Annotated in this window: 21 protein-coding genes and 2 pseudogenes; 12 read left to right on the top strand and 11 right to left on the bottom strand. The window is 69.5% G+C overall.

The window, feature by feature from the left end; translation table 11 throughout:
- From VF522_RS12760 to VF522_RS12730, 7 genes and pseudogenes are all read right to left on the bottom strand, one after another.
- A pseudogene (locus VF522_RS12760) lies at positions 1–263 on the bottom strand (hypothetical protein); the annotation flags it as partial.
- A gap of 191 nt (positions 264–454) precedes the next feature.
- Positions 455–1,099: a dihydrofolate reductase family protein gene (locus VF522_RS12755; protein WP_330908647.1), complete on the bottom strand. Its 645-nt coding sequence runs from the start codon at positions 1,097–1,099 to the stop codon at positions 455–457.
- 103 nt (positions 1,100–1,202) lie between these two features.
- On the bottom strand, positions 1,203–2,129 hold the full coding sequence (locus tag VF522_RS12750; protein ID WP_330908646.1) for a LysR family transcriptional regulator: 927 nt from the start codon (positions 2,127–2,129) through the stop codon (positions 1,203–1,205).
- A 33-nt stretch (positions 2,130–2,162) separates the two neighbouring features.
- Positions 2,163–3,671, bottom strand: a complete 1,509-nt coding sequence (locus VF522_RS12745; RefSeq protein ID WP_330908645.1) for a tripartite tricarboxylate transporter permease — start codon at positions 3,669–3,671, stop codon at positions 2,163–2,165.
- Position 3,672: 1 nt separating this feature from the next.
- Positions 3,673–4,146 carry a tripartite tricarboxylate transporter TctB family protein gene (locus VF522_RS12740; RefSeq protein WP_330908644.1) on the bottom strand — a complete coding sequence of 158 codons (474 nt, stop codon included), beginning with the start codon at positions 4,144–4,146 and terminating at the stop codon, positions 3,673–3,675.
- Between the two features lie 4 nt (positions 4,147–4,150).
- Positions 4,151–5,155 carry a tripartite tricarboxylate transporter substrate binding protein gene (locus VF522_RS12735; RefSeq protein WP_330908643.1) on the bottom strand — a complete coding sequence of 335 codons (1,005 nt, stop codon included), beginning with the start codon at positions 5,153–5,155 and terminating at the stop codon, positions 4,151–4,153.
- A 27-nt stretch (positions 5,156–5,182) separates the two neighbouring features.
- Positions 5,183–6,577 carry a homoserine dehydrogenase gene (locus VF522_RS12730; protein ID WP_330908642.1) on the bottom strand — a complete coding sequence of 465 codons (1,395 nt, stop codon included), beginning with the start codon at positions 6,575–6,577 and terminating at the stop codon, positions 5,183–5,185.
- A 173-nt stretch (positions 6,578–6,750) separates the two neighbouring features.
- Between VF522_RS12730 and VF522_RS12725 the strand changes: the two genes are divergently transcribed.
- From VF522_RS12725 to VF522_RS12710, 4 genes are all read left to right on the top strand, one after another.
- Complete coding sequence (locus tag VF522_RS12725) at positions 6,751–7,446, top strand: GntR family transcriptional regulator (protein ID WP_330908641.1); 696 nt, start codon at positions 6,751–6,753, stop codon at positions 7,444–7,446.
- Between the two features lie 83 nt (positions 7,447–7,529).
- Positions 7,530–8,366 (top strand): intradiol ring-cleavage dioxygenase, encoded by an 837-nt coding sequence (locus VF522_RS12720; protein ID WP_330908640.1) that lies wholly within the window; start codon positions 7,530–7,532, stop codon positions 8,364–8,366.
- A complete protein-coding gene (locus tag VF522_RS12715; RefSeq protein WP_330908639.1) occupies positions 8,363–8,671 on the top strand; it encodes a Dabb family protein in 309 nt (102 codons plus the stop codon). The genes VF522_RS12720 and VF522_RS12715 overlap by 4 nt, the downstream gene beginning before the upstream one ends.
- Before the next feature lies 1 nt (position 8,672).
- A complete protein-coding gene (locus VF522_RS12710) occupies positions 8,673–10,022 on the top strand; it encodes an amidohydrolase family protein (RefSeq protein WP_330908638.1) in 1,350 nt (449 codons plus the stop codon).
- Here VF522_RS12710 and VF522_RS12705 read toward each other — a convergent pair.
- Positions 10,007–10,219, bottom strand: coding sequence for a hypothetical protein (locus tag VF522_RS12705; protein ID WP_330908637.1), 213 nt, complete (start codon positions 10,217–10,219; stop codon positions 10,007–10,009). The genes VF522_RS12710 and VF522_RS12705 overlap by 16 nt on opposite strands.
- A gap of 60 nt (positions 10,220–10,279) precedes the next feature.
- Here VF522_RS12705 and VF522_RS12700 point away from each other — a divergent pair.
- A pseudogene (locus VF522_RS12700) lies at positions 10,280–10,510 on the top strand (hypothetical protein); the annotation flags it as partial.
- Between the two features lie 258 nt (positions 10,511–10,768).
- On the opposite strand, the gene VF522_RS24540 reads toward VF522_RS12700, so the two are convergent.
- Positions 10,769–11,212 carry a hypothetical protein gene (locus VF522_RS24540; protein WP_414709517.1) on the bottom strand — a complete coding sequence of 148 codons (444 nt, stop codon included), beginning with the start codon at positions 11,210–11,212 and terminating at the stop codon, positions 10,769–10,771.
- 187 nt (positions 11,213–11,399) lie between these two features.
- Here VF522_RS24540 and VF522_RS12690 point away from each other — a divergent pair, with 187 nt between their 5' ends.
- On the top strand, positions 11,400–11,735 hold the full coding sequence (locus VF522_RS12690) for a hypothetical protein (RefSeq protein ID WP_330908636.1): 336 nt from the start codon (positions 11,400–11,402) through the stop codon (positions 11,733–11,735).
- 217 nt (positions 11,736–11,952) lie between these two features.
- Complete coding sequence (locus tag VF522_RS12685) at positions 11,953–12,132, top strand: hypothetical protein (RefSeq protein WP_330908635.1); 180 nt, start codon at positions 11,953–11,955, stop codon at positions 12,130–12,132.
- Between the two features lie 46 nt (positions 12,133–12,178).
- Here VF522_RS12685 and VF522_RS12680 read toward each other — a convergent pair whose 3' ends face one another.
- Complete coding sequence (locus VF522_RS12680; protein WP_330908634.1) at positions 12,179–12,784, bottom strand: DUF1326 domain-containing protein; 606 nt, start codon at positions 12,782–12,784, stop codon at positions 12,179–12,181.
- Positions 12,785–12,888: 104 nt separating this feature from the next.
- Between VF522_RS12680 and VF522_RS12675 the strand changes: the two genes are divergently transcribed.
- From VF522_RS12675 to VF522_RS12660, 4 genes are all read left to right on the top strand, one after another.
- Positions 12,889–13,644: a DUF2182 domain-containing protein gene (locus VF522_RS12675; RefSeq protein WP_330908633.1), complete on the top strand. Its 756-nt coding sequence runs from the start codon at positions 12,889–12,891 to the stop codon at positions 13,642–13,644.
- A gap of 77 nt (positions 13,645–13,721) precedes the next feature.
- Positions 13,722–15,080, top strand: a complete 1,359-nt coding sequence (locus VF522_RS12670; RefSeq protein ID WP_330908632.1) for a HAMP domain-containing sensor histidine kinase — start codon at positions 13,722–13,724, stop codon at positions 15,078–15,080.
- 1 nt (position 15,081) lies between these two features.
- Positions 15,082–16,473 (top strand): sigma-54 dependent transcriptional regulator, encoded by a 1,392-nt coding sequence (locus tag VF522_RS12665; RefSeq protein ID WP_330908631.1) that lies wholly within the window; start codon positions 15,082–15,084, stop codon positions 16,471–16,473.
- Between the two features lie 253 nt (positions 16,474–16,726).
- Positions 16,727–17,572 (top strand): hypothetical protein, encoded by an 846-nt coding sequence (locus tag VF522_RS12660; protein ID WP_330908630.1) that lies wholly within the window; start codon positions 16,727–16,729, stop codon positions 17,570–17,572.
- Here VF522_RS12660 and VF522_RS12655 read toward each other — a convergent pair.
- The gene (locus VF522_RS12655; protein ID WP_330908629.1) at positions 17,569–18,453 is read right to left on the bottom strand and encodes a LysR substrate-binding domain-containing protein; all 885 of its coding nucleotides are present in this window, start codon (positions 18,451–18,453) and stop codon (positions 17,569–17,571) included. The genes VF522_RS12660 and VF522_RS12655 overlap by 4 nt on opposite strands.
- Before the next feature lie 113 nt (positions 18,454–18,566).
- Between VF522_RS12655 and VF522_RS12650 the strand changes: the two genes are divergently transcribed.
- A complete protein-coding gene (locus VF522_RS12650; protein ID WP_330908628.1) occupies positions 18,567–19,451 on the top strand; it encodes a dioxygenase in 885 nt (294 codons plus the stop codon).
- Positions 19,452–19,475: the final 24 nt, after the last annotated feature.

The following is a 19,475-nucleotide window of genomic DNA, read 5'->3' as shown; positions in this document are numbered from 1 at the left end:
CCTGCCTTCGCGTCGGCGCCGGCATTGGCGTCGACACCGGCTTCGACGCGCGGCGCCGGAACGGTGGCCTGCACGCCCGTGGTGGCGCTGCCGGCCGTGCCCTGGACCGCCGTCCCGGCTGCGCCGATGGCCTGCGTGGTGCCGCGCACGGCGCCGCCGACGGCGGCTCCGGCATCGACGTTGCCGCCGATCGACAGCGACGATTGCGCCATGGCCTGGCTTGCGAGGAAAGCAGTGGTGAGGGCGATAGCGAGTTTGTTCAAGCTGGGGTTCCTTTCCACGAAGGTGGATGTTGCGGGACCGCATGTGTACCGCGGCGCCCCAGCTCGCCTGTAAGAAGTCGTCTGTACGGAGCTCCGTTCGCCACGGTCGGGCGACGTTTGTTGCAGCCGACTACACCGCCGACCTGAAAGGCTACAACTGTGGCTCAACCTTGTCGCGATGACACGCCGCGCTATTTCGACAGCACGACGTGCTGCGCGCTTTCCGTTCCCACGTGCTCGGCGCAGCGGAAGCCCAGCTGCGGCAGGTTGATGCCGGCGAGCAGCGCTTCGCCGCCGCCGAGCAGGGTCGGCGAGACCACCAGGTGCATCTCGTCGATCAGGCCGGCCTGCAGGTATTGCCGCACGGTGGACACACCGCCGCCGACGCGCACGTCCTTGTCTCCGGCCGCCTCGCGCGCGCGGCGCAAGGCATCCTGGATGCCGCCCGTGACGAAGTGGAAAGTGGTGCCCCCCTTCATCTCCAGCGGCGGTCGCGGGTGGTGCGTCAACACGAACGCGGGCACGTGGTACGGGGGCTCCTCGCCCCACCAGCCCTTCCATTGCTCATCGGGCCACGGGCCGCGCACCGGACCGAACATGTTGCGGCCCAGGATCCAGGCGCCGATGTTGTCGAAGCTGCGGCGAGCGTAGTCGTCGTCGACGCCGGTGCTGCCGTCCGCGCCGCCGGCATGCATGCGGCGGAAGGTGCGGGTCGGGAAGAACCACCGGTGCAACTCCTCGCCGCCTTCGCCCAGCGGGGTCTTCAGGCTCTGGCGCGGGCCGGCGCCGTAACCGTCGAGGGAGATCGCGAATGCGCGGACGACGAGTTTGCTCATGAGGTTCCTCTTGCCGGGACCGGCATGGTGCACCACTTGCAGGGCCAGCGCCAGCGCTTTCGCCGCCTGCACGGCCCGCCGCCGGCGACCGGCAAGTCGACGCTCAGAACCCGAAGCGCTGCGTCCACTTGCGCTCGTACTCCATGCGGTCGAAGTGTTCGGCCATGAAGTCGATGAAGGTCCGCACCTTGGCCGTCAGGTGCTTGCGGCTGGGGTAGGCGAGGTTGATGGTGAGGCGCGGAAGGTCCCAGGCATCCAGCACCGGCACCAGCCGGCCGGCCACGATGTCGTCGTAGAGGATGTAGGTGGGCTGCACCAGGATGCCCATGCCCGAGAGAGCCGCGGCACGCAGCACCTGGCCGTCGTTCGATTCCAGCACGCCCTTGATCGCCACGCTGGTGCTCTCGCCGTCGCGGGTGAAGCGCAGTTCGTGCGGGTTGTTGGCGTAGGTGTAGACGAGCAGCTCGTGCTTCGCCAGCTCGTTCAGGTCACGGGGCGTGCCGGCGCGGCCGAGGTAGGCGGGCGAGGCCGCCAGGACGCGCCGCGTCTCCGCCAGCCGCCGGATCGTGATGTTGGAATCGGGCTCGAACTCGCGCGTGCGGATCGCCACGTCGGTGTTGCTGTCGATCAGGTCCGCGTAGCGGTTGGCCGTCTCGACGTGCACCGTCACGTTGGGATAGCGGCGCGTGTACTCCGGCAGCAGCGGCGCGATGTGCTGGATCGAGAACGAGAGCGAGGCGGTGATCCGCAGCGTGCCGGTCGGATTGAGCGTCGAGGCATTCACCGCCGACTCGGCGTCCTGCAACTCCGCGAGGATCGCCTTGCTGCGGCGCAGGAACTCCTGTCCCGGCTCGGTGAGGTACAGGCGCCGCGTGTTGCGCTCGACCAGCCGCGCGCCGAGGCGTTCCTCCAGCGCGGAGAGATGGCGGCTGGCCGCCGCGTTCGACAGTCCCAGTTCTTCCGCGGCGCGGCTCAGGCTGCCGGTTTCGGCCACCTGCACGAACAAAGCCATTTCGGTCCAGCGATCCACGGCCCGGATTATGGCCGCGGTGCGCGGGACCGCTCAGGCGGGCGTCGCGGCCGGCGCGCGCCGCCGGAACAGCGGGCTGACGAAGCTCCACGCCAGCAGCAGCAGCGCCGCCGTCATCAGCGTGCCCACCAGGCCGTTGGCGAAGAAGATGCGCAGCGAGCCGTCGGACAACAGCATGGACTGGCGGAAGGCGTCTTCGGTCTTGTCGCCCAGCACCATGGCCAGGATCAGAGGCGCGATCGGGTAATCGAGCTTCTTGAACGCGTAGCCCACCACGCCGAAACCGAGCGCCAGGTACACGTCGAACATCTTGCCGCCGATGGTGAAGGCGCCGATCAGGCACACCAGCACGATCAGCGGGCCGATGATGGCGAAGGGCGCGCGCAGGATGGAGGCGAACAGCGGGATGGTCGCGAGCACCAGGACGATGGCCACCACGTTGGCCATGTACATGGAAGCGATCAGGCCCCAGACGAAGTCCTTCTGCTCGATGAACAGCATGGGCCCGGGCTGCAGGCCCCAGATCATCAGGCCGCCCATCATCACCGCCGCGGTGGCGGAACCCGGCACGCCGAGCGCCAGCATCGGCAATAGCGCGGAGACGCCGGCGGAATGGTCGGCGGCTTCCGGCGCCACCACGCCTTCGGGCTCGCCCTGGCCGAAGTGGGCGCGCTTCTTCGAGAAGCGCTTGGCGATGCCGTAGGACATGAACGAGGCGGCGGTCGGGCCGCCGGGGGTGATGCCCATCCAGCAACCGATGATCGTGGAGCGCAGCAGCGCCCACGCATGCCCCGGCATCTCCTTCATCGTCTGCCAGATCACGCGCCAGCTCATGCGCGCATGCAGGCCCTTGAAGGCCAGGCCTTCCTCCACGGTCACCAGCAGTTCGCCGATGCCGAACAGGCCCACGACCGCCGCGAGGAAGGACACGCCGCCCACCAGCAGGTCGGAGCCGAAGGTCAGGCGCATCTCGCCCGACACGGTGTCGGTGCCGACGCCGGCGAGGATCAGGCCCAGCAGCAGCGCGGCGATCGTCTTCAGCGGCTTGCCGCCGCTCATGCCGGCGTAGCTGCAGAACGTGAGCAGGTACACGGCGAAGTATTCGGCGGGACTGAACTTCAGGGCGAAGTCGGCGATGGCATTGGCCACCAGCGTCACCACCATCACGCCGGCCAGCGCACCGAAGCCCGCGGCGAGGAAGGCGGTGGCCAGCGCGCGTGCCGCGTCGCCCTTGCGCGCCATCGGGTGGCCGTCGAAAGTGGTCGCCACCGACGAGGGTTCGCCCGGGATGTTGAACAGGATCGAGGTGGTGGAGCCGCCGAACAGCGCGCCCCAGTACATCGACGACAGCAGGATGATCGCCGCCACCGGCGTCATGGTGAACGTCAGCGGCAGCAGCAGCGTCACGCCGTTGGGCGCGCCGAGTCCGGGCAGCACGCCCACCAGGATGCCGAGCAGCACGCCGGCGACCATCAGGCTCAAGTGGTAGAAGCTGAAGGCGGTCTGGAAGCCGCCGGCCAGGAGTTGCAGTTGGTCCGCCATGTCAGAAGCCCAGCCCGTGCTCGATGGGGCCCTTGGCGAGCGGCACGCCGAACCACAGTTCGAAGATCAGGAAGAAGAGGATCGTCGTCGCAGCGCCGAGGATCGCGGCCCTGGGCCACGACCAGCCGCCGTGGCGTCGCGCCATGAAGGCCAGGTAGATCGCGCCGGGCAGGTAGATCCCGAGGAAGGTCATGGCCGCCACGAGCAGCAGCGTGGGCAGCAGCAGCGACAGGCTGCGCGCCAGCTGCTCGCGCGTGGCGAACACCTCGTGCGCCGCCGGCCGCGCCGCCTGCAGGAGCAGCAGCACGCTCACCGCCAGCAGCAGCACGCCCAGGCGCAGCGGCGCGTAGCCCGACTGCGGCCCGGTCGCGGCCCAGCCGGTATCCAGCTGCAGGCTGCCCGCGATCACCGTACCGGCGAATGCGGCGAGCGTGCTGGCGGTGGCGATCTCCAGCGTGCGGCGCGAGAGGACCATCGCCTCAGTCTTTCAGCAGCCAGCCGTCCTGGCTGAATTGCACCTTGTGGTTCGCCTTGTCGTTGGCGATGTAGCGCGCCAGCTCGGTGCCGGTGAGGAACATGCCGGACTGCACGCCCTTGGCCAGCCACTCCTTGAATTCCGGCTTCTCGCGCACCTGCGCCATCAGCTTGCCGAAGAACGCGCTTTGCTCCGGCGTGATCTCGCCGGCGGCCCACACGGTGCGGGGCATGCGGAACTCGTCGACCGCGATGCCCTGTTCCTTGCAGGTGGGGATGTCGTTCCAGCTCATGTCGCCGGCCACCTTGTCCTTCAGCGGGATGCGCTGCCTGGCGAACACGCACAGCGGCCGCACCTTGCCGGCGCGCCAGTGCGACACGTTCTCCGAGGGGTTGTTGGTGTTGGCCTCGACGTGGCCGCCGGCCAGCTGCACCGCCACCTCGCCGCCCGACTTGAAGGGCACGTAGGTCACGCTGATGCCGGCCGCCTTTTCGATCTGGCGGGTCAGGATGTGGTCGGTGTCCTTGGACTGCGCGCCGCCCATCTTGAAGCCGCCGTTCCTGGCCTTGGCCGCGGCGACCAGGTCGCGCGCGCTCTTGTACGGGCCGTCGGCGTTGGACCACAGGATGAACTCGTCGGCCGCCATGATCGCCACCGGCGTCAGGTCGTCGATGCTGTAGCCCACCTTGGTGATCATGGGCATCAGGTAGGCGAGGTTGGTGGAGAACACCAGCTTGTGCGGATCGCCCTTGGCGGACTTGGCGTAGATCAGGCCTTCGGTGCCGGCGCCGCCGCCCTTGTTGCTCACCACCACGGGCACGGACACCAGCTTGTACTTCTGCACCACCGACTGCACCACGCGGGCGAACTGGTCGGTGCCGCCGCCGGGGCCGGCGGTGACGATGAATTCCACCGGGCGCGAGGGCTTCCAGTCGGCGGCCAGCGCCGGCAGCGCGCAGGCGGCGAGGCCGAGGGCGGCGGCGATGCGGGTGAGGGGGATCGTGTTCATGGTGTCTCCTGGTTTGTAGGGTCCGGCTCAGCGCGCCGGCGGGAAGAAGGCGGCGTCCTGCGCGCGGCGCAGCGCGAGCAGCTCGGAGCCGGACTCGATCTCGATGTCGTCGAAGCAGATCGCGTTGCCGGCGGCGACGTCGCGCACCAGCTTGCGGTTGGCCGCGAGGTAGAAGGGGACGGGCACGCCGGGGCCCAGCGCCGCGGCGGGCAGCAGTTCGGCGGCGGTGCCGGCGATGGTGTGGTGGTGGCCGCCCATCTCGAGGCGGGTGCCGGCGCTCAGCGTGCGGGTGGCACGCGCCACCAGGTCCACCACCGGATGCGGCTGCTGCGCGCCGCTGGAGCGGCCGTGCACCACCGCATCGAGCACGCTGGTGGCGGCCTCCAGTCCCAGCAGGTGGCGCGGGATCGGCAGCATGGCGTGGCGGCGGTCGCGGCTCATGATGTGGCCCTTGCCCGCGAGAAGTTGCCAGCTCTCCTCGTCCTCGCAGCGCACCACCACGAACACGCCGCCGGCGAGGCTGATCTCCTGCGGCGCGCGCAGGCAGTGGAACACGTCGAGCGTGCCGCTGCGCGCGAGCAGGCCGCCCGCGGCGCGCGGCGCGAACATCGTCGGCACCTCGGAGATGCGGGCGATCGGCGCATGCAGGTCCTTGCGGTCCGGCACCAGGCCGGTGGCGTTGGCCACCACCAGCAGCTCGCACAGGTCGGGCACGGCGCGCTGCGGCAGACCAGCGCAGGCCTCCGCACGGGCGCGGGCGAGCGCGGCCACGTCGCCGTCGCCCAGGGTCCAGAAGGCGTCGAAGCCGGGCGCCGGGATGCGGTTGCCGTTGCTGTCGATCTGGCCGCTCGCGGCATCGAACACGAAGTCGTATTCGCTGGACTTGCCGGCCGCCACGATCTCCAGGCCCAGCGTGCGCGCCCAGGTGACCAGGCCGATCAGCAGGGAAGGCTGGTCGCCGTCGACGGGCGTCACCACGCGGCCCTTCGCCTGCGCGCGGCGCGCCAGCTCGCAGCCGATCACGCTGTCGACTTCCTTGGACGCCATGGCGACATGCAGGCCCGCTTCGATCGCGAGTCGCGCGTGGCGGGCGCCGGCCTCCGGGTGGCCGGTGGCTTCGATCAGCAGGTCCAGCGGCAAGCCGAGCACGACCGACACGTCGCTGGCGGCGATGTGCAGGCCGCGCTCCCAGGCCTGCGCGGCGTGCGCCGGCGTGTCGCACACCGCGAACTGCGTGTCCTTCAGGCCGATCGAGCGCAGCGCCGCCGCGGCGATGCCGGCTTCCCGGTCGATGGCCACGCGGCAGTTCACCAGCGGGATGCGCAGCGCCTGGGCAAGGAAGCTGCGGCCGAAGCCGCCGCTGCCCACCACGCAGGTTTCGACGGGGCGCTGGACGCTGGCGTAATGGGTCTCGTGATTCATCGGGGAAAGCGGGGCGGGTGCATGCAATGGGACGGGGATGCGGGCCCGCGGATGGGCGGCACTCCCGATTTGCGCCGCAGTGTTGCATGCAATCTTGAGAGAATCGGTACGTAATTACCCGAACCGCCGCGGAAAGACGCAGAGATTGCATGCACTTCGGCCAGAATAGCGGCATGAGCATTTCGCTGGAAGACCGCGGGCAGCGCACCGTCGTGGCGGCGCGCCGGCTGCGCGAGCTGATCGTTTCGGGCCAGCTGGCGCCGGGCCAGCGCATCACGGAGCGGCTGGTGGCCGACCACGTCGAGGGCATGTCGCGCACGCCGCTGCGCGAGGCCTTCAAGATCCTGGAAGCCGAAGGCCTGGTGAAGATCGAGCCGAACCGCGGGGCCGTCGTGACGGCCCTGTCGATCGAGGAAGTCGAAGCCGCGATAGAGGTGCTGATCGGCCTGGAGACGCTCGCCGCCGAACCGGCCTGCGCGCGCATCACCGACGCCGAAGTCGCGGCCATCGCCGAACTGCACGAGCGGATGGCGCAGGCGCGGCGCGCCGGTGAGCTGATGGCGTATTTCCACCTGAACCAGGCGATCCACCAGTGCATCGTGGACGCCGCGCGCAACCCGGTGCTGTCGCGCATCTACGCCAGCGAATGCGCGCGCATCCGGCGCTACCGCTATGCGGGCAACGAGCAGAACGAGCGCTGGGGCCGCGCCGTGCGCGAGCACGAGAGCATCCTGGACGCGCTGCGCGAGCGCGCCGGCCCCGTGCTGCGCGAGATCCTGCGCCAGCACCATCGCGCCGGCTGGCAGGTGTCGCGCCGGGTGCTGGAACAGGACGCCGCCGGCAAGCAGGACAAGCGCAAGGCCGCCTGAGCCCGGCCTTTCTTCCGTGCCGCGGAAAACTCATTTGTCCGCGGGTGCTTGAGGCGCCGCGAGGGCGCCCCTACAGTGCCCGGATGCGCAACCTCACCCAGGACAACATCACCCAGGCGGTCCTCGCCCGTTTCGCCGACACGCCGGATGCGCGCCTGAAGGAGATCATGACCAGCCTGGTGCAGCACCTGCACGCGTTCGCGCGCGAGGTGAAGCTGACCGAGGAGGAGTGGTTCCAGGGCATCCAGTTCCTCACCCGCGTCGGCCACATCACCGACGAACAGCGGCAGGAATTCATCCTGCTGTCGGACACGCTGGGCCTGTCGATGCTCACGGTGGCGATGAACAACGACAAGCCGGCCGGCTGCACCGAGGCCACCGTGTTCGGGCCGTTCTACGTGGAAGGCGCCCCCGGCTTCGACCTGGGCGAGGACGTCGCCAACGGCGCCGCCGGCATGCCCTGCCAGGTGCGCGGCACCGTGCGCGGCCTGAACGGCGAACCGGTGCCCGGCGCCGAGATCCACGTCTGGCAGGCCGATGCCGAGGGCAAGTACGACGTGCAGCGCGCGGACGCCGAACACCAGGCGCGCGGGGTGCTGCATGCCGACGGCAAGGGCCAGTACCACTTCCGCTCCATCCTCGCCGAGGCCTACCCGATCCCGGACGACGGGCCGGTGGGCGACATGCTGCGGGCGACGAAGCGCCATCCCTGGCGGCCGGCGCACCTGCACTTCATGATCAAGGCGCCGGGTTACGAGACGCTGATCACGCATGTATTCCGCGACGGCGATCCCTACCTCGATTCCGACGCGGTGTTCGGCGTGCGGCAGTCGCTGGTCGCCGACTGGACGCAGCAGCCGGACGGCAACTACCTCGTCGAATACGACTTCGTGCTCAATCCCGCGGAAGGCCAGCGTTGATCCGGCACATCGTGATGTGGAACGTGCGCGGCGACACGCCCGCGCACAAGGCCGCCAACATCGAGCGGCTGCAGCGCGCTTTCCACGGCCTGCGCGGCCGCGTGCCGGGCCTGCTGCACATCGAGATCGGTGTCGACCACAGCCGCGTGGACTACGCCTGCGACGTCGTGCTGTACAGCGAGTTCGAATCGCAGGCGGCGCTGGACGCCTATGCGGCGCACCCCGAGCACCTGCGCGTCAAGCAGGAGCTGGGCGACATGCGCACGCACCGCTACCAGGTGGATTACCAGACCGGGGAACGCTGACATGGCCGATACGCTGATCCGCGGCGCGACCGTCATCACGATGGACCGGCAGGGCGACCTGCCGCACGCCGACATCCTGGTGCGTGGCGACTGCATCGCCGACATCGCGCCTTCGCTGCAGGTGGACGATGCCGAAGTGGTCGATGCCGCCGGCTGCATCGTCATCCCGGGGCTGGTCAACGCGCACATGCACACCTGGCAGACGGCGCTGCGCGGCGTGGCCGCGAACTGGACGCTGCTGGAGTATTTCCAGAAGATGCACGCGGGCCTGGCCACCGCCTTCCAGCCGGAAGACCTGTTCATCGCGACGCGCGTCGGTGCGCTGAACCAGCTGAACTGCGGCACGACGACGCTGGCCGACTGGTGCCACAACAACCCGACGCCGCAGCACAACGACGCCGCGATCGAAGGCCTGCTCACCACCGGCATCCGCGCGGCCTTCTTCCACGGCACGCCCAAGCCGGATCCCAAGCCGGGGCAGGTGCCGTTCTGGGAAGTGCCGCATCCGCGCCGGGAAGTGGAGCGGCTGTTGAAGGCACACCAGGGCCATGCGCTATTGGCGATCCACGCGGCCGTTCTGGGCCCGCACTACTCGACGCTGGACGTCGCCCTGCACGATTTCCGCATGGCGCGCGAGCTGGGCCTGATCGCCTCGCTGCACCAGGGCGGCGGCGCCGCGCGCACGCCGGACGGCTGGGAGCGGCTGGAAGCCGAAGGCCTGCTCGGGTCCCACGTCAACATCGTGCACGGCCACGCGCTGTCGGACGCGCAGCTGAAACGCTTCTGCGATCTCGGCATGAGCTTCTCGGCGGCAGCGGAGAGCGAGATGTCGCAGGGGCACGGCCATCCGCTCACCGGACGTTTGCGCCAGTTCGGCCGCGCGCCTTCGCTGGGTGTCGACCTGGAAAGCGTGCTGTCGGGCGACATGCTCACGCAGGCGCGGGTGGCGCTGGGCATCCAGCGCAGCCTCGACAACGTCGCGCACCGCGAGCAGCACGGCACGATCCCCTCGACTTCCACCATCCGCACGCGCGAAGCGCTGTCGTGGGTGACGGTGGAAGGCGCTCGCATGCTGCAGCAGCTCGATCGCATCGGCACCCTGGCGGCCGGCAAGCAGGCCGACCTCGTCGTGATCCGTGCGAGCGACCTCAACATGCAGCCGGTGCACGACGCGGTGAGCAGCGTGGTGTTCCAGACCTCGCTGGCGAACATCGACAGCGTGATGGTCGCGGGACGCTGGAAGAAACGGGGCGGCCGGCTGCTGGCCGGGGACCTGACGGGCGATCTCGCCAGGCTGCGCGCCTCGGGCGAGAAGATCACGCGGGCGATGGGCCTTCAGCAGCGCAGGTAGGCGGCCACGTTGGCGGCGTACTCGCGCCGCAGCCGCTGCAGTTCGCTGCGCATGCGGGAGACGTCGGCTTCGAACGCGCGGCGCAGCGCGCGGGCGGCGGGGTGATCGTCGCTCGCGCCGGCCGCACGGTTCTCCGCCAACTGGAGCGCGCTTTCGAGGCGTTGCACCGCGGACAGGAGTTGGTCAGCTGGATCCATGGCGCGCATTCTCACCGCAATCCGGCGAAATTCCAGCGTGACGGAGTTGGCATGCATACGATGGATTGCAATCGTTACCTCTTCGCCCGGCAGTTTGTAGGACGCGTCGCACAACACGGGTCGCACGTCGACCGGGATGCCTACAGCGGCATCGCGCCCGATCCGCTGGTGCTCGCGCTGCCGCGCGGCGGCGTTCCGATCGGCGCGGAAGTCGCACGCGCCTTGCACGCGCCTCTCGACGTGATGGTCGTCCGCAAGATCGGCCAGCGCGGGAGCCGCGGCGCGATCGCGCGCATCGCCGACGACGTGGTGTCCGTGCGCATGCCGCCTCCCTTCCAGGCCGTCGAACTTTCGCGGCCGCAACCGCATGCCGATGCCGCGCGCGCATCGGCGCGATCCTGCGTTGCTCGCCAGCCTGCGCCTACAAGGAGTTCCTCGGGCGCGGGTTGATCCTTCGCCCACGCAACTGCGCATAGTGCGCGAAGGAGATGACATGCCAGCAGGTTCCAGCAGCAAGCGCGAACGTCAATACGAGCACATCAAGGACAGCTACGAGAAGCGTGGCCAGAAGGGACGCGCCGAGGAGATCGCCGCGCGCACGGTGAACAAGGAGCGTGCCGAATCCGGCGAGGCCAAGAGCGAAGGCGGCACCGGCAAGAGCCCGCGCGGCCGTTCCACGTCCAGCCGCGCCTCGGCGAGCACGAGCCGCAGCCGGACGTCTTCCGGCAGCAAGCCGTCCGCGAGCAAGACTTCCGGCAGCAAGCCGTCCGCAAGCAAGTCCTCCAGCGGCAAGTCCTCCAGCAGCAAGTCCTCCAGCGGACGCGCGTCGGCGAGCTCGGGCAGCAAGCGTTCTTCCAGCACGAGCAAGACGTCCAGCAGCCGTCCTGCGGCGAGCTCGGGCAGCAAGCGCGCCTCCACCAGCAAGTCGTCGAGCAGCAGCGCCTCCGCCAGCTCGGGCCGCAGCCGTTCGTCCAGCAGCAAGCCGTCGGGCAATCGCTCTTCGAGCCGCTGATCCGGCGATCGACCTGGAGCCTCCCTTGCGGGAGGCTTTTTCCTTGGGGCGCCGGGCCGCTCCCGCGGCGACGACGGGCTCGGTAAAGCACGACGCTCCCTCTTGCGACGAAACCCGGCGGAGCGTATGAAGGGACCAGCGGGGCAGTCCACCCGCCAGGAGAGCTGCATGAAGTCCCTTCTCCTATCGCTGGCCTTGTGCGCGTTGCCCGGTTGCGCCGTGTACGAGCCGTACCCCTACATCGACCCGAACGTCGCATATCCGGTGCCGGTGGTGCCGTACGACCCCGCGTACGTCTATGCCTATCCTCCGGGGTACGCGTACCCGTACCCGTACCCGTACTACGAAGCGTACTGGCCCACCTTCGGGCTGACGGTCTTCGATGGCTGCTGCTCGCGCGGGCATTTCCACCGCGGGCATTCACGGCATGGGCACTCGCGCGACGGCGTCCGCGACGGGCCTTCCCGCGGCGGACATTCATTCGGCGGCCACTCGCGTCGCTGAGCCCGGCGGTCGCTGCGTGCTGGCGCAGAGCCAGGCGGTCCAGGAGCCGGACCGGGGCGCGAAAGGTAGGACGGAGAGGAGCGCCTCGCGTCGGCCGCGGCTTGCCGGCTCCGCCCATGTCCTCTTACGAGCCGTCCCGCACGCGGCCGCCTTAATGTGGAGGCGGCCTGCCGCCGCTCCCACACCGCCGGGGCCGAGGCGGTTGCTCCATCTCATCATGACCAAGCTGCTTGCCGTCACCTTCGTGGCGATCGCCCTCACCGCCTGCTCCTCGATGTCCCGCACGCCGCCCCAGTCCATGGGCAACACCTCGGAGACCAAGAACAGCACCGATGCCAACAAGGCGAACAACCCGGCCGCGGCGAGTCCCGGCGCCGGCACGGCCACCACCAAGTAGGTCGATCATCCGGGGGAGCGCCGCTGCCTGCGCCGCCTCCCCCGCATCAACCGGACCACGAGAACGGCGCGTAGTGGCCGTTGCGCGTGCCGCTGTCGTCGCGCCACTGGATGCCGAAGGCGTCGAACAGGCTGCGCCCGGCACGGGCCAGCGCGAGGCGCGAATTCACGGGGTGCGAGGCGTTGTCGATCACCAGCGGCCGGCCATCCATGTTGAGGACGCCTTCGCAGGTCTGGTCGACCAGGTCGCCCGCCTGCGCCGTCCACTTCTCGCCGTCACGCACGATGGAGACCTTCGCCCGCTCGACGCCGGCGAACCGGCCCACCAGGGGCGCCATCATCGCCATCGGGCCGCCCGCGGCGCCGCTCGCGATGGCGGTGATCGCCTCCACCTGCGCGTCGCTCGCCGCCTCGTCCACGATCAGGCCGACCGTCATGCCGCCCGCAGCCATCGGTCCCCCGGACTGCAGGATGGCGATGAAGTCGATGCCGTCCAGCGGCACGCCGTCCTTGCTGCCCTTCTCCACGTGCAGGGCCAGGGCCGCCTTGCAGTCGCCCTCGGTGGGCTGGCCCTGGAGGTTGGTGACGATGCAGGGGCACAGGAAGGTGCAGTTGCACGTCTCCATGTATTGACCGGAGATCTGCCAAGCCATGGGAACCCTCCTCGCAGAGTGTGCGATGGCCCAGCATAGTTGCCGGCCTGCGGATTTCAAGGCGCGGTTGACAGCGCCGGCGAAGGCGCGGATGGTCGCGTTCCATGCATGCGGACGTTCGCCGGTTTGCCGGCTTCGGATTGATCGCCGGAGCGATCGTTGCCGGCTGGGCGCTGCTCGCCTGGATGGCCTTCGACATGGGGCATCCCCTCGTGCAGCTCACCATGCCGGGCAACGCGGAGTGGTCGGCGCTGAACGTGGCCGCGATGTTCGTGATGTGGGCGGTCATGATGGCCGCGATGATGCTGCCGTCGGCGCTTCCGGTCGTGTCCACGTTCGTGCGCCTGAACACGCGCCAGGGCGAGCGGGGCCGCGCACGGGCTTTCGTCGCCGCCTACCTGCTCGCCTGGAGCGCCTTCAGCGTGCTGGCCACCGCCTTGCAATGGATGCTGCAGTGGGGCGACTGGGTGGACCCGATGATCGTCAGCACCTCGCCGCTGCTGACGGCGCTGCTGCTCCTCATCGGCGGCATCTACCAGTTCATGCCGCTCAAGCGCACCTGCCTCGGGAAGTGCCGCACGCCCGTCGCTTTCCTGCTGGGGGACTGGCGGCCGGGCGTGCGCGGCGCGTTCGCGATGGGATGGCGCCACGGGCTGCACTGCCTCGGTTGCTGCTGGGCGCTGATGGCGCTGCTGTTCGTCGGCGGCGCGATGAACCTCGCCTGGGTCGCGGCGCTGACGGTGGTGGTGGGCATCGAGAAGATGGCGCCGCACGGGGAGCGGCTGGCGCTGGTGCTCGGCGCGGCATTGATCGCGGCCGGGCTGTTCAGGTTGGCCGCGATGCTGGCGGGCGCCGCCTAGGCGAAGTTATTGCCGGGCTGGGCGGGAGCGCCCAACGGGATGGCGCCGGTGGGGAGCGTGCTGCAGAATGTTTCAGCATGGACGGGTCCAACATGCCCAGCCTGCGGCGCCGGTTCGCGGCGAGAAGCCTCGTGGTGATCGTCGGGATGGCGCTCGGGCTCGGCTGGCTGCTGTCGGACATGCTGACCGACCGCATGTTGCGGCGGGAGGGCGAGGTGAGCATGGAGTTCATCCGCAATCTCCTGATCACCGACGGTTCCGCCGGATTCCTGCAATCGCCCACCGACCCGGAACTGCGCGAGCGCTTCCTGGCCTCCATGCGCCACCTGTCCACCATGACCGAGCCGATGCGGGCCAACGCCTTCGGCTCGGATGGCCGGGTGCTCTGGTCCACCGACGCCGCCCTGATCGGCCGGCGCTACCACGACAACGAAGAGTTGCGGGACGCACTGCGTGGCGAGCTGGTGGTCGACAGCGGATCCCTGGGCCGGTGGCGCGAAAAGGAGGAGCACGAAGGCCTGGTGACCACCTATTACGTCGAAAGCTACGTGCCGGTGCTCCACCCGGAAGACCCCCTGCACGTCCTCGGCGTGATCGAGCTGTACAAGGTGCCGGTGAAGCTGAGTGCCGCGATCCGCAACGCGGTGCTGCAACTCTGGCTGGCGTGCGCGGGCTCCGCGATCGTGTTGTTCCTCGCGCTCAACGGCATCGTCGGCCGGGTGGATCGCATCATGCGCGAGCAGCAGTCGCAGCTGGCGGAATCGCAGGCGCTCTCCAGCGCGGTCGCCCTGGCGGGCGCGGTGGCGCATAACTTGCGCAACCCGCTCGCATCGATCCGGACGGCGGCCGAAATGATGGATACGGCCTGCAGCTCCCCGGCCGACTACCTGGAGCACCGCGAGGACATCATCGCCTCGGTGGACCGCGCGGACCGCTGGATCACCGAGCTGGTCCGGGTGTCGAATTCCCCCCAGCTTCCCCTCGGTCCCGTCGCGACCGCCCCCATGTGGCACGACTGCCTGAGCGAACTGCAGCCCCAGATGCTGCGCCAGCATGTCGGCTGGCAGGTCCGCGGCGAGCAGGCGCCCGCCGTGCTGGCCCATCCGGCGATGCTGCGCCAGATCCTGCTGAGCGTGCTGGCCAACGCCATCGAGGCCATGCCGCATGGCGGCGAGCTGGAGATCGGCTGGACCGCCGACCGGCGCGAGCTGCGCATGACCGTGGACGACGCCGGGGAGGGCATCGGGCAGGAGGCGCGCAAGGCGCTCTTCCGCCCCTTCTTCAGCACCAAGAACGGCGGCCTCGGGATCGGGCTGGCGCTGGCACGCCGCACGCTGGCCCAGTGGGGCGGAACCATCGACCTGCGTGCACGCGGCGGTGCGGGCAGCCGCGTGACGATCACGCTGCCGCTCGCGGGCAACGAAGCGGACGGGTGACATGGCGCACCTGTTGGTCATCGAGGACGAGCAGGTACTGGCGAAGAACGTGGCGCGTTACTTCGAGCGCCAGGGCCATGTCGTCACCCTGGCGCACGATGGCCACCACGGGCTCAGCCTGGCGCAGGAGAACCCGCCGGACGTCGCCATCGTCGATTTCCAGCTTCCCAGCCTCAACGGCATCGAAGTCGTGCGCGAACTGCGCCGGCTGGACGAGGAACTGCGCATCGTGATGATCACGGGGCACGGAAGCATCGACGTCGCGGTGGAGGCGATGAAGGCCGGCTCCATGGACCTCCTCACCAAGCCTCTTTCGCTGGGATCGCTCGCGAACGTCGTGCAGCGCGCCTTGCAGGAACGCGCCGGGCGCACCATGCTGCGCTACTACCGGCATCGCGAGCAGCAGCACGCGAGCATCCATGCGCTGCTCGGGGACGCCCCCTGCATGCGCGAGCTGCGCCGCCTGGTCGAGGCCCTGGCGCAGGCCGAACCCAGCGACGGATCGCCGCTTCCCGCGGTGTTGATCGAGGGGGAGACCGGCACGGGCAAGGAGCTGGTGGCCCGGGCCTGCCACCTGGCCAGCCCGCGCAGCGCGGGCCCGTTCATCGAGGTGAACTGCGCGGCGCTGCCCAACGCGCTGATGGAAGACGAGCTGTTCGGCCACGAGAAAGGCGCCTTCACGGACGCCCGCACCCGCAAGCCCGGCCTGGTCGAAGCGGCCGACGGCGGCACGCTGTTCCTCGACGAGATCGGGGAGCTGGAACTGTCGCTGCAGGCCAAGCTGCTGCGCGTGCTGGAGAACCTGAAGGTCCGCCCCATCGGGGCGCTGCACGACCGCCGCGTCAACGTCCGCGTCGTCGCCGCGACCAACCGCGACCTGTCGCGCGATACCCGCGCCGGCCGCTTCCGTTCCGATCTGCTGTACCGCCTCAGTGTCCTCCACCTGCGCGTGCCGCCCCTGCGCGATCGGGGCGACGACGTGATCCTGCTGGCCAGGGAATTCCTGCAGCGACTCGCCACCCGCTATGGCCGGCCGGCGCTGTCGCTCGAGGCCGATGCCGTCCAGGCCCTGTTCACCTACGCCTGGCCCGGCAATGTCCGGGAACTGCGCAACTGCCTCGAACGCGCGGTCCTGATGCAGAGGGGACCGAAGCTGGGCGCGGACGACCTCGGGCTGCCGGCCGCCGCGGAGGAGCGGCACGCGCCGCCGCAAGCGCCCGTTGCGGCGGCCGGCCCGGCGTCGCTCGAAAGCATGGAGCGGCAGCACCTGCTCGATGCGCTCGAGGCCAGCGGCTGGAACGTGAGCCTGGCGGCACGCGAACTGCAGATCACGCGCGACACGCTGCGTTACCGGATGGCCAAGCACCGGCTGCAGCGGGACGTGGAGCCGTGACATCCTGCAGGAAAGTTGGGTGGGTGTAGTCACCCAGTGCTGGTGGACTTCACACGACAGGCCTGCCCGGGCCCGGCCCGTGGCGGTCCGCGCCAGGGGCGGCACCCGTGCTTCCGCGTGCGCGACGGCATGGCACGAAGCGTGCTCTCCATGTCTTGGGCCGACATCGCCAGCGCCCCAGTCCACCCCTGTGGCGATTGCGGATCGGCGGTGCGCCCACGAACGGCGTCCGGAACCACCGCGAGTCGCAGCCATGAACACCTCCGAGCTGAAGTCGAAAGCTCCGCCCGGCCCCGAATCCGCATCCGGACGCGGAGCGGGCGATGCCAGGCCGGGACCATCGCCACGCCTGTTGCTGAAGGAAAGCTCCTTCGCCCTCTGCCAGGCGCTCTCCATCTCGCAGGGCCAGTTGCGTTTCGACGTGCGGGTCGATCACAACATGCGCGAGGCGGAGCTCTTTCAGCCGCCCGGCCTGGGGGCCGACCCGCTGCGCACGCTGCTGGCCGATGCCGCCCCCACGCTGGCGACCCTGGACTGCGCGGGCATGAACATCCCGAATCTCACGAGGCTCATCCACCCGCCCGGCAGCGGAAGCGAGGCGCACTGTTCGGCACCGCTCGCCCGGTGGACGGCCGCCCCGGAGCGCGGGCCGGAGCGTTATCCGAGCGAGGGCAGTTCGCTGCTGCTGGCCGGCATGGAGCGCGAACAACCCTTCGGCTATGTCCACCTCACCACGACCGTGCGGCGCCAGCCCGGCAACGTGTACTTCTGCGCGAGGGTCCACCGGGTGAGCATCCATGTGCCGGAGCGCGCGACTGCGTACACGACGGACCTGGCGCTCGCGACGGGGGTGCTGGCCGCCGACCTCCTCGTGGCGCTCTATTCGTCGGTGCCGCACGCGACCGCCATCAGCAGCGACGTCCGTTCGGATTCGGCCTCGGAACCCGGGGTCCTCGTCGCCCGGCAGATCCACCGCTCGCTGGCCCGGCGGGTCGACCACCTGAACCTGCAGAAACGCCGGCCCTCGGTGGCCGTGGCGATGCCGAGCCTCCAGGAGAGCTTCCCGAAAAGCCATGCCGCGAGCCTGCCGGCTTGCTAGGCCGCTTCCCCCGCCGCCCTGCGGATGATCTCCGCGAAGTGCTTGAGCACCGGCGAGCGCGTCGCGCCCTTGGGCCACAGCATCCCCGGCGTGCGGATCGGCGTCGGATCCTCCAGCGGGATCACCCGCAGGTCGGCGCTCTGTGAGACCGCGCTCTCCGCGATGATCCCGGCCAGGTCGGTCTGCCGGATCAGTTCGATCATCGGCGCGACCGAATTGAGCTGCGCGACCACGATCGGTTTCGCGCCCGCCGCGGCGAAGCAATCGTCCACCAGCTTGCGCGTCACGAACTGGCCGGGCAGCAGCACCATGCGGATGTTGTGCAGTTCGACCATGCGCACCTTGCGCCGGCGCGCGAGCGGATGGTTCACGGCGACCACCAGCCGCAGTTCCTCCTTGTAGAGCGGCTCGAACCAGAGGTCGCCGCCGTCGCCGGGCGGGTAGGAGACCGCCATGTCGAGATGGCCCGAGCGCAGGCGCTTGAGGATCTGGCCGGCGGCGAGTTCCTCCACGTTCACCTGAACGCCGGGATAGGACTTCAGCAAGGTGGCCACGCAGGTCGGGACCATCTGCGTGTTGAAGCTCGGCGTGGTGCCCAGGCGGATGCTGCCGGTGATCGCCTCGGCGGGCGCGCGCAGCGCCTGCAGGCCGAGGTCGATCTGTTCCAGCGCGGGCGTCATGTGGCTGCGCAGGATCTCGCCGGCTTCGGTGAGACGCACCCGCTTGCCGCCGCGGTCGAACAGCGGCGCGCCGACCTCGTCTTCCAGCTGCTTGATCTGGTGCGACAGCGTCGACTGCGTGACGTGCAGCCTCTCGGCCGCGCGCGTGAAGTTCAGGGTCTCGGCGATCGCGTCGAAGTAGCGGAGGTGGCGCAGTTCCATGTCCGGGTTCACCCGTATTGCCATCGATGGCATCGATCATAACGGTTGAAATTCATCACTTTCCAGCCCGGCGGGGCGGGGCTAGAGTGCGGCCGCATCACAGGAGACAAACCATGCCGCAACTCGAAGTGAGCGATTTCGCGCAGGCCGTGATCGACCGCATGGCCGAGTGCAAGGACCCGCGGTTCCAGCAGGTCATGACTTCGCTCGTGAAGCACGCGCATGCCTTCGCCCGCGAGGTCGACCTCACGCCGGACGAGTGGATGGCCGGCATCCAGTTCCTCACGGCCACCGGCCAGAAGTGCGACGAGAAGCGGCAGGAGTTCATCCTGCTGTCGGACACGCTCGGGCTCTCGATGCTGGTCGTCGCGCTCGAGCAGGCACGCGGCGCCAAGGCGCTGGCCGGCAAGGCGGGCGAGAAGCCGACCGAGGCCACGGTGCAGGGTCCCTTCTTCTGGCCCGGCGCACCGCAGCACGATCTCGGCGACGACATCGGCGAGGGCTTCGGCGAGCCGACGCTCTATCACGGCAAGGTCACCGATACCAATGGCCGGCCGATCGCGAACTGCGAGCTCGATGTCTGGTCGGGCGACGAGGACGGCTTCTACGACATGCAGAAGGGCAACGAGATGTCCCTGCGCGCGCAGTTCCGCACCGACGGCGACGGCAACTACCGCTTCTGGTCGATCAAGCCCACGTTCTATCCGGTGCCGGGCGATGGACCCGTCGGCGCGATGCTGGACCGGATGGGCCGGCACCTCAATCGCCCGGGCCACATGCACATGATGCTCAACGCGCCGGGGCACGAGCGGCTGGTGACGCACATCTTCGTGAAGGACAGCCCCTATCTCGATTCCGATGCGGTGTTCGGGGTGCGCAAAAGCCTGATCGTGGAGTTTCCCAGGCACCCGCCGGGCAAGGCACCGGATGGGCGCTCGATGAACAGGCCGTATTACACGGCGGAGTACGACTTCAGGCTGGTGCCTTCGTCGCGCTGACGCCATTCCAAACCGGGAGAACTG

Origin of the sequence: Ramlibacter sp., from assembly GCF_036383835.1 — a bacterium.
Classification (GTDB): Bacteria; Pseudomonadota; Gammaproteobacteria; order Burkholderiales; family Burkholderiaceae_C; genus Ramlibacter.
Note: the sequence above shows the minus strand (reverse complement) of the source record. Positions and strands in the feature narration are given on the sequence as shown.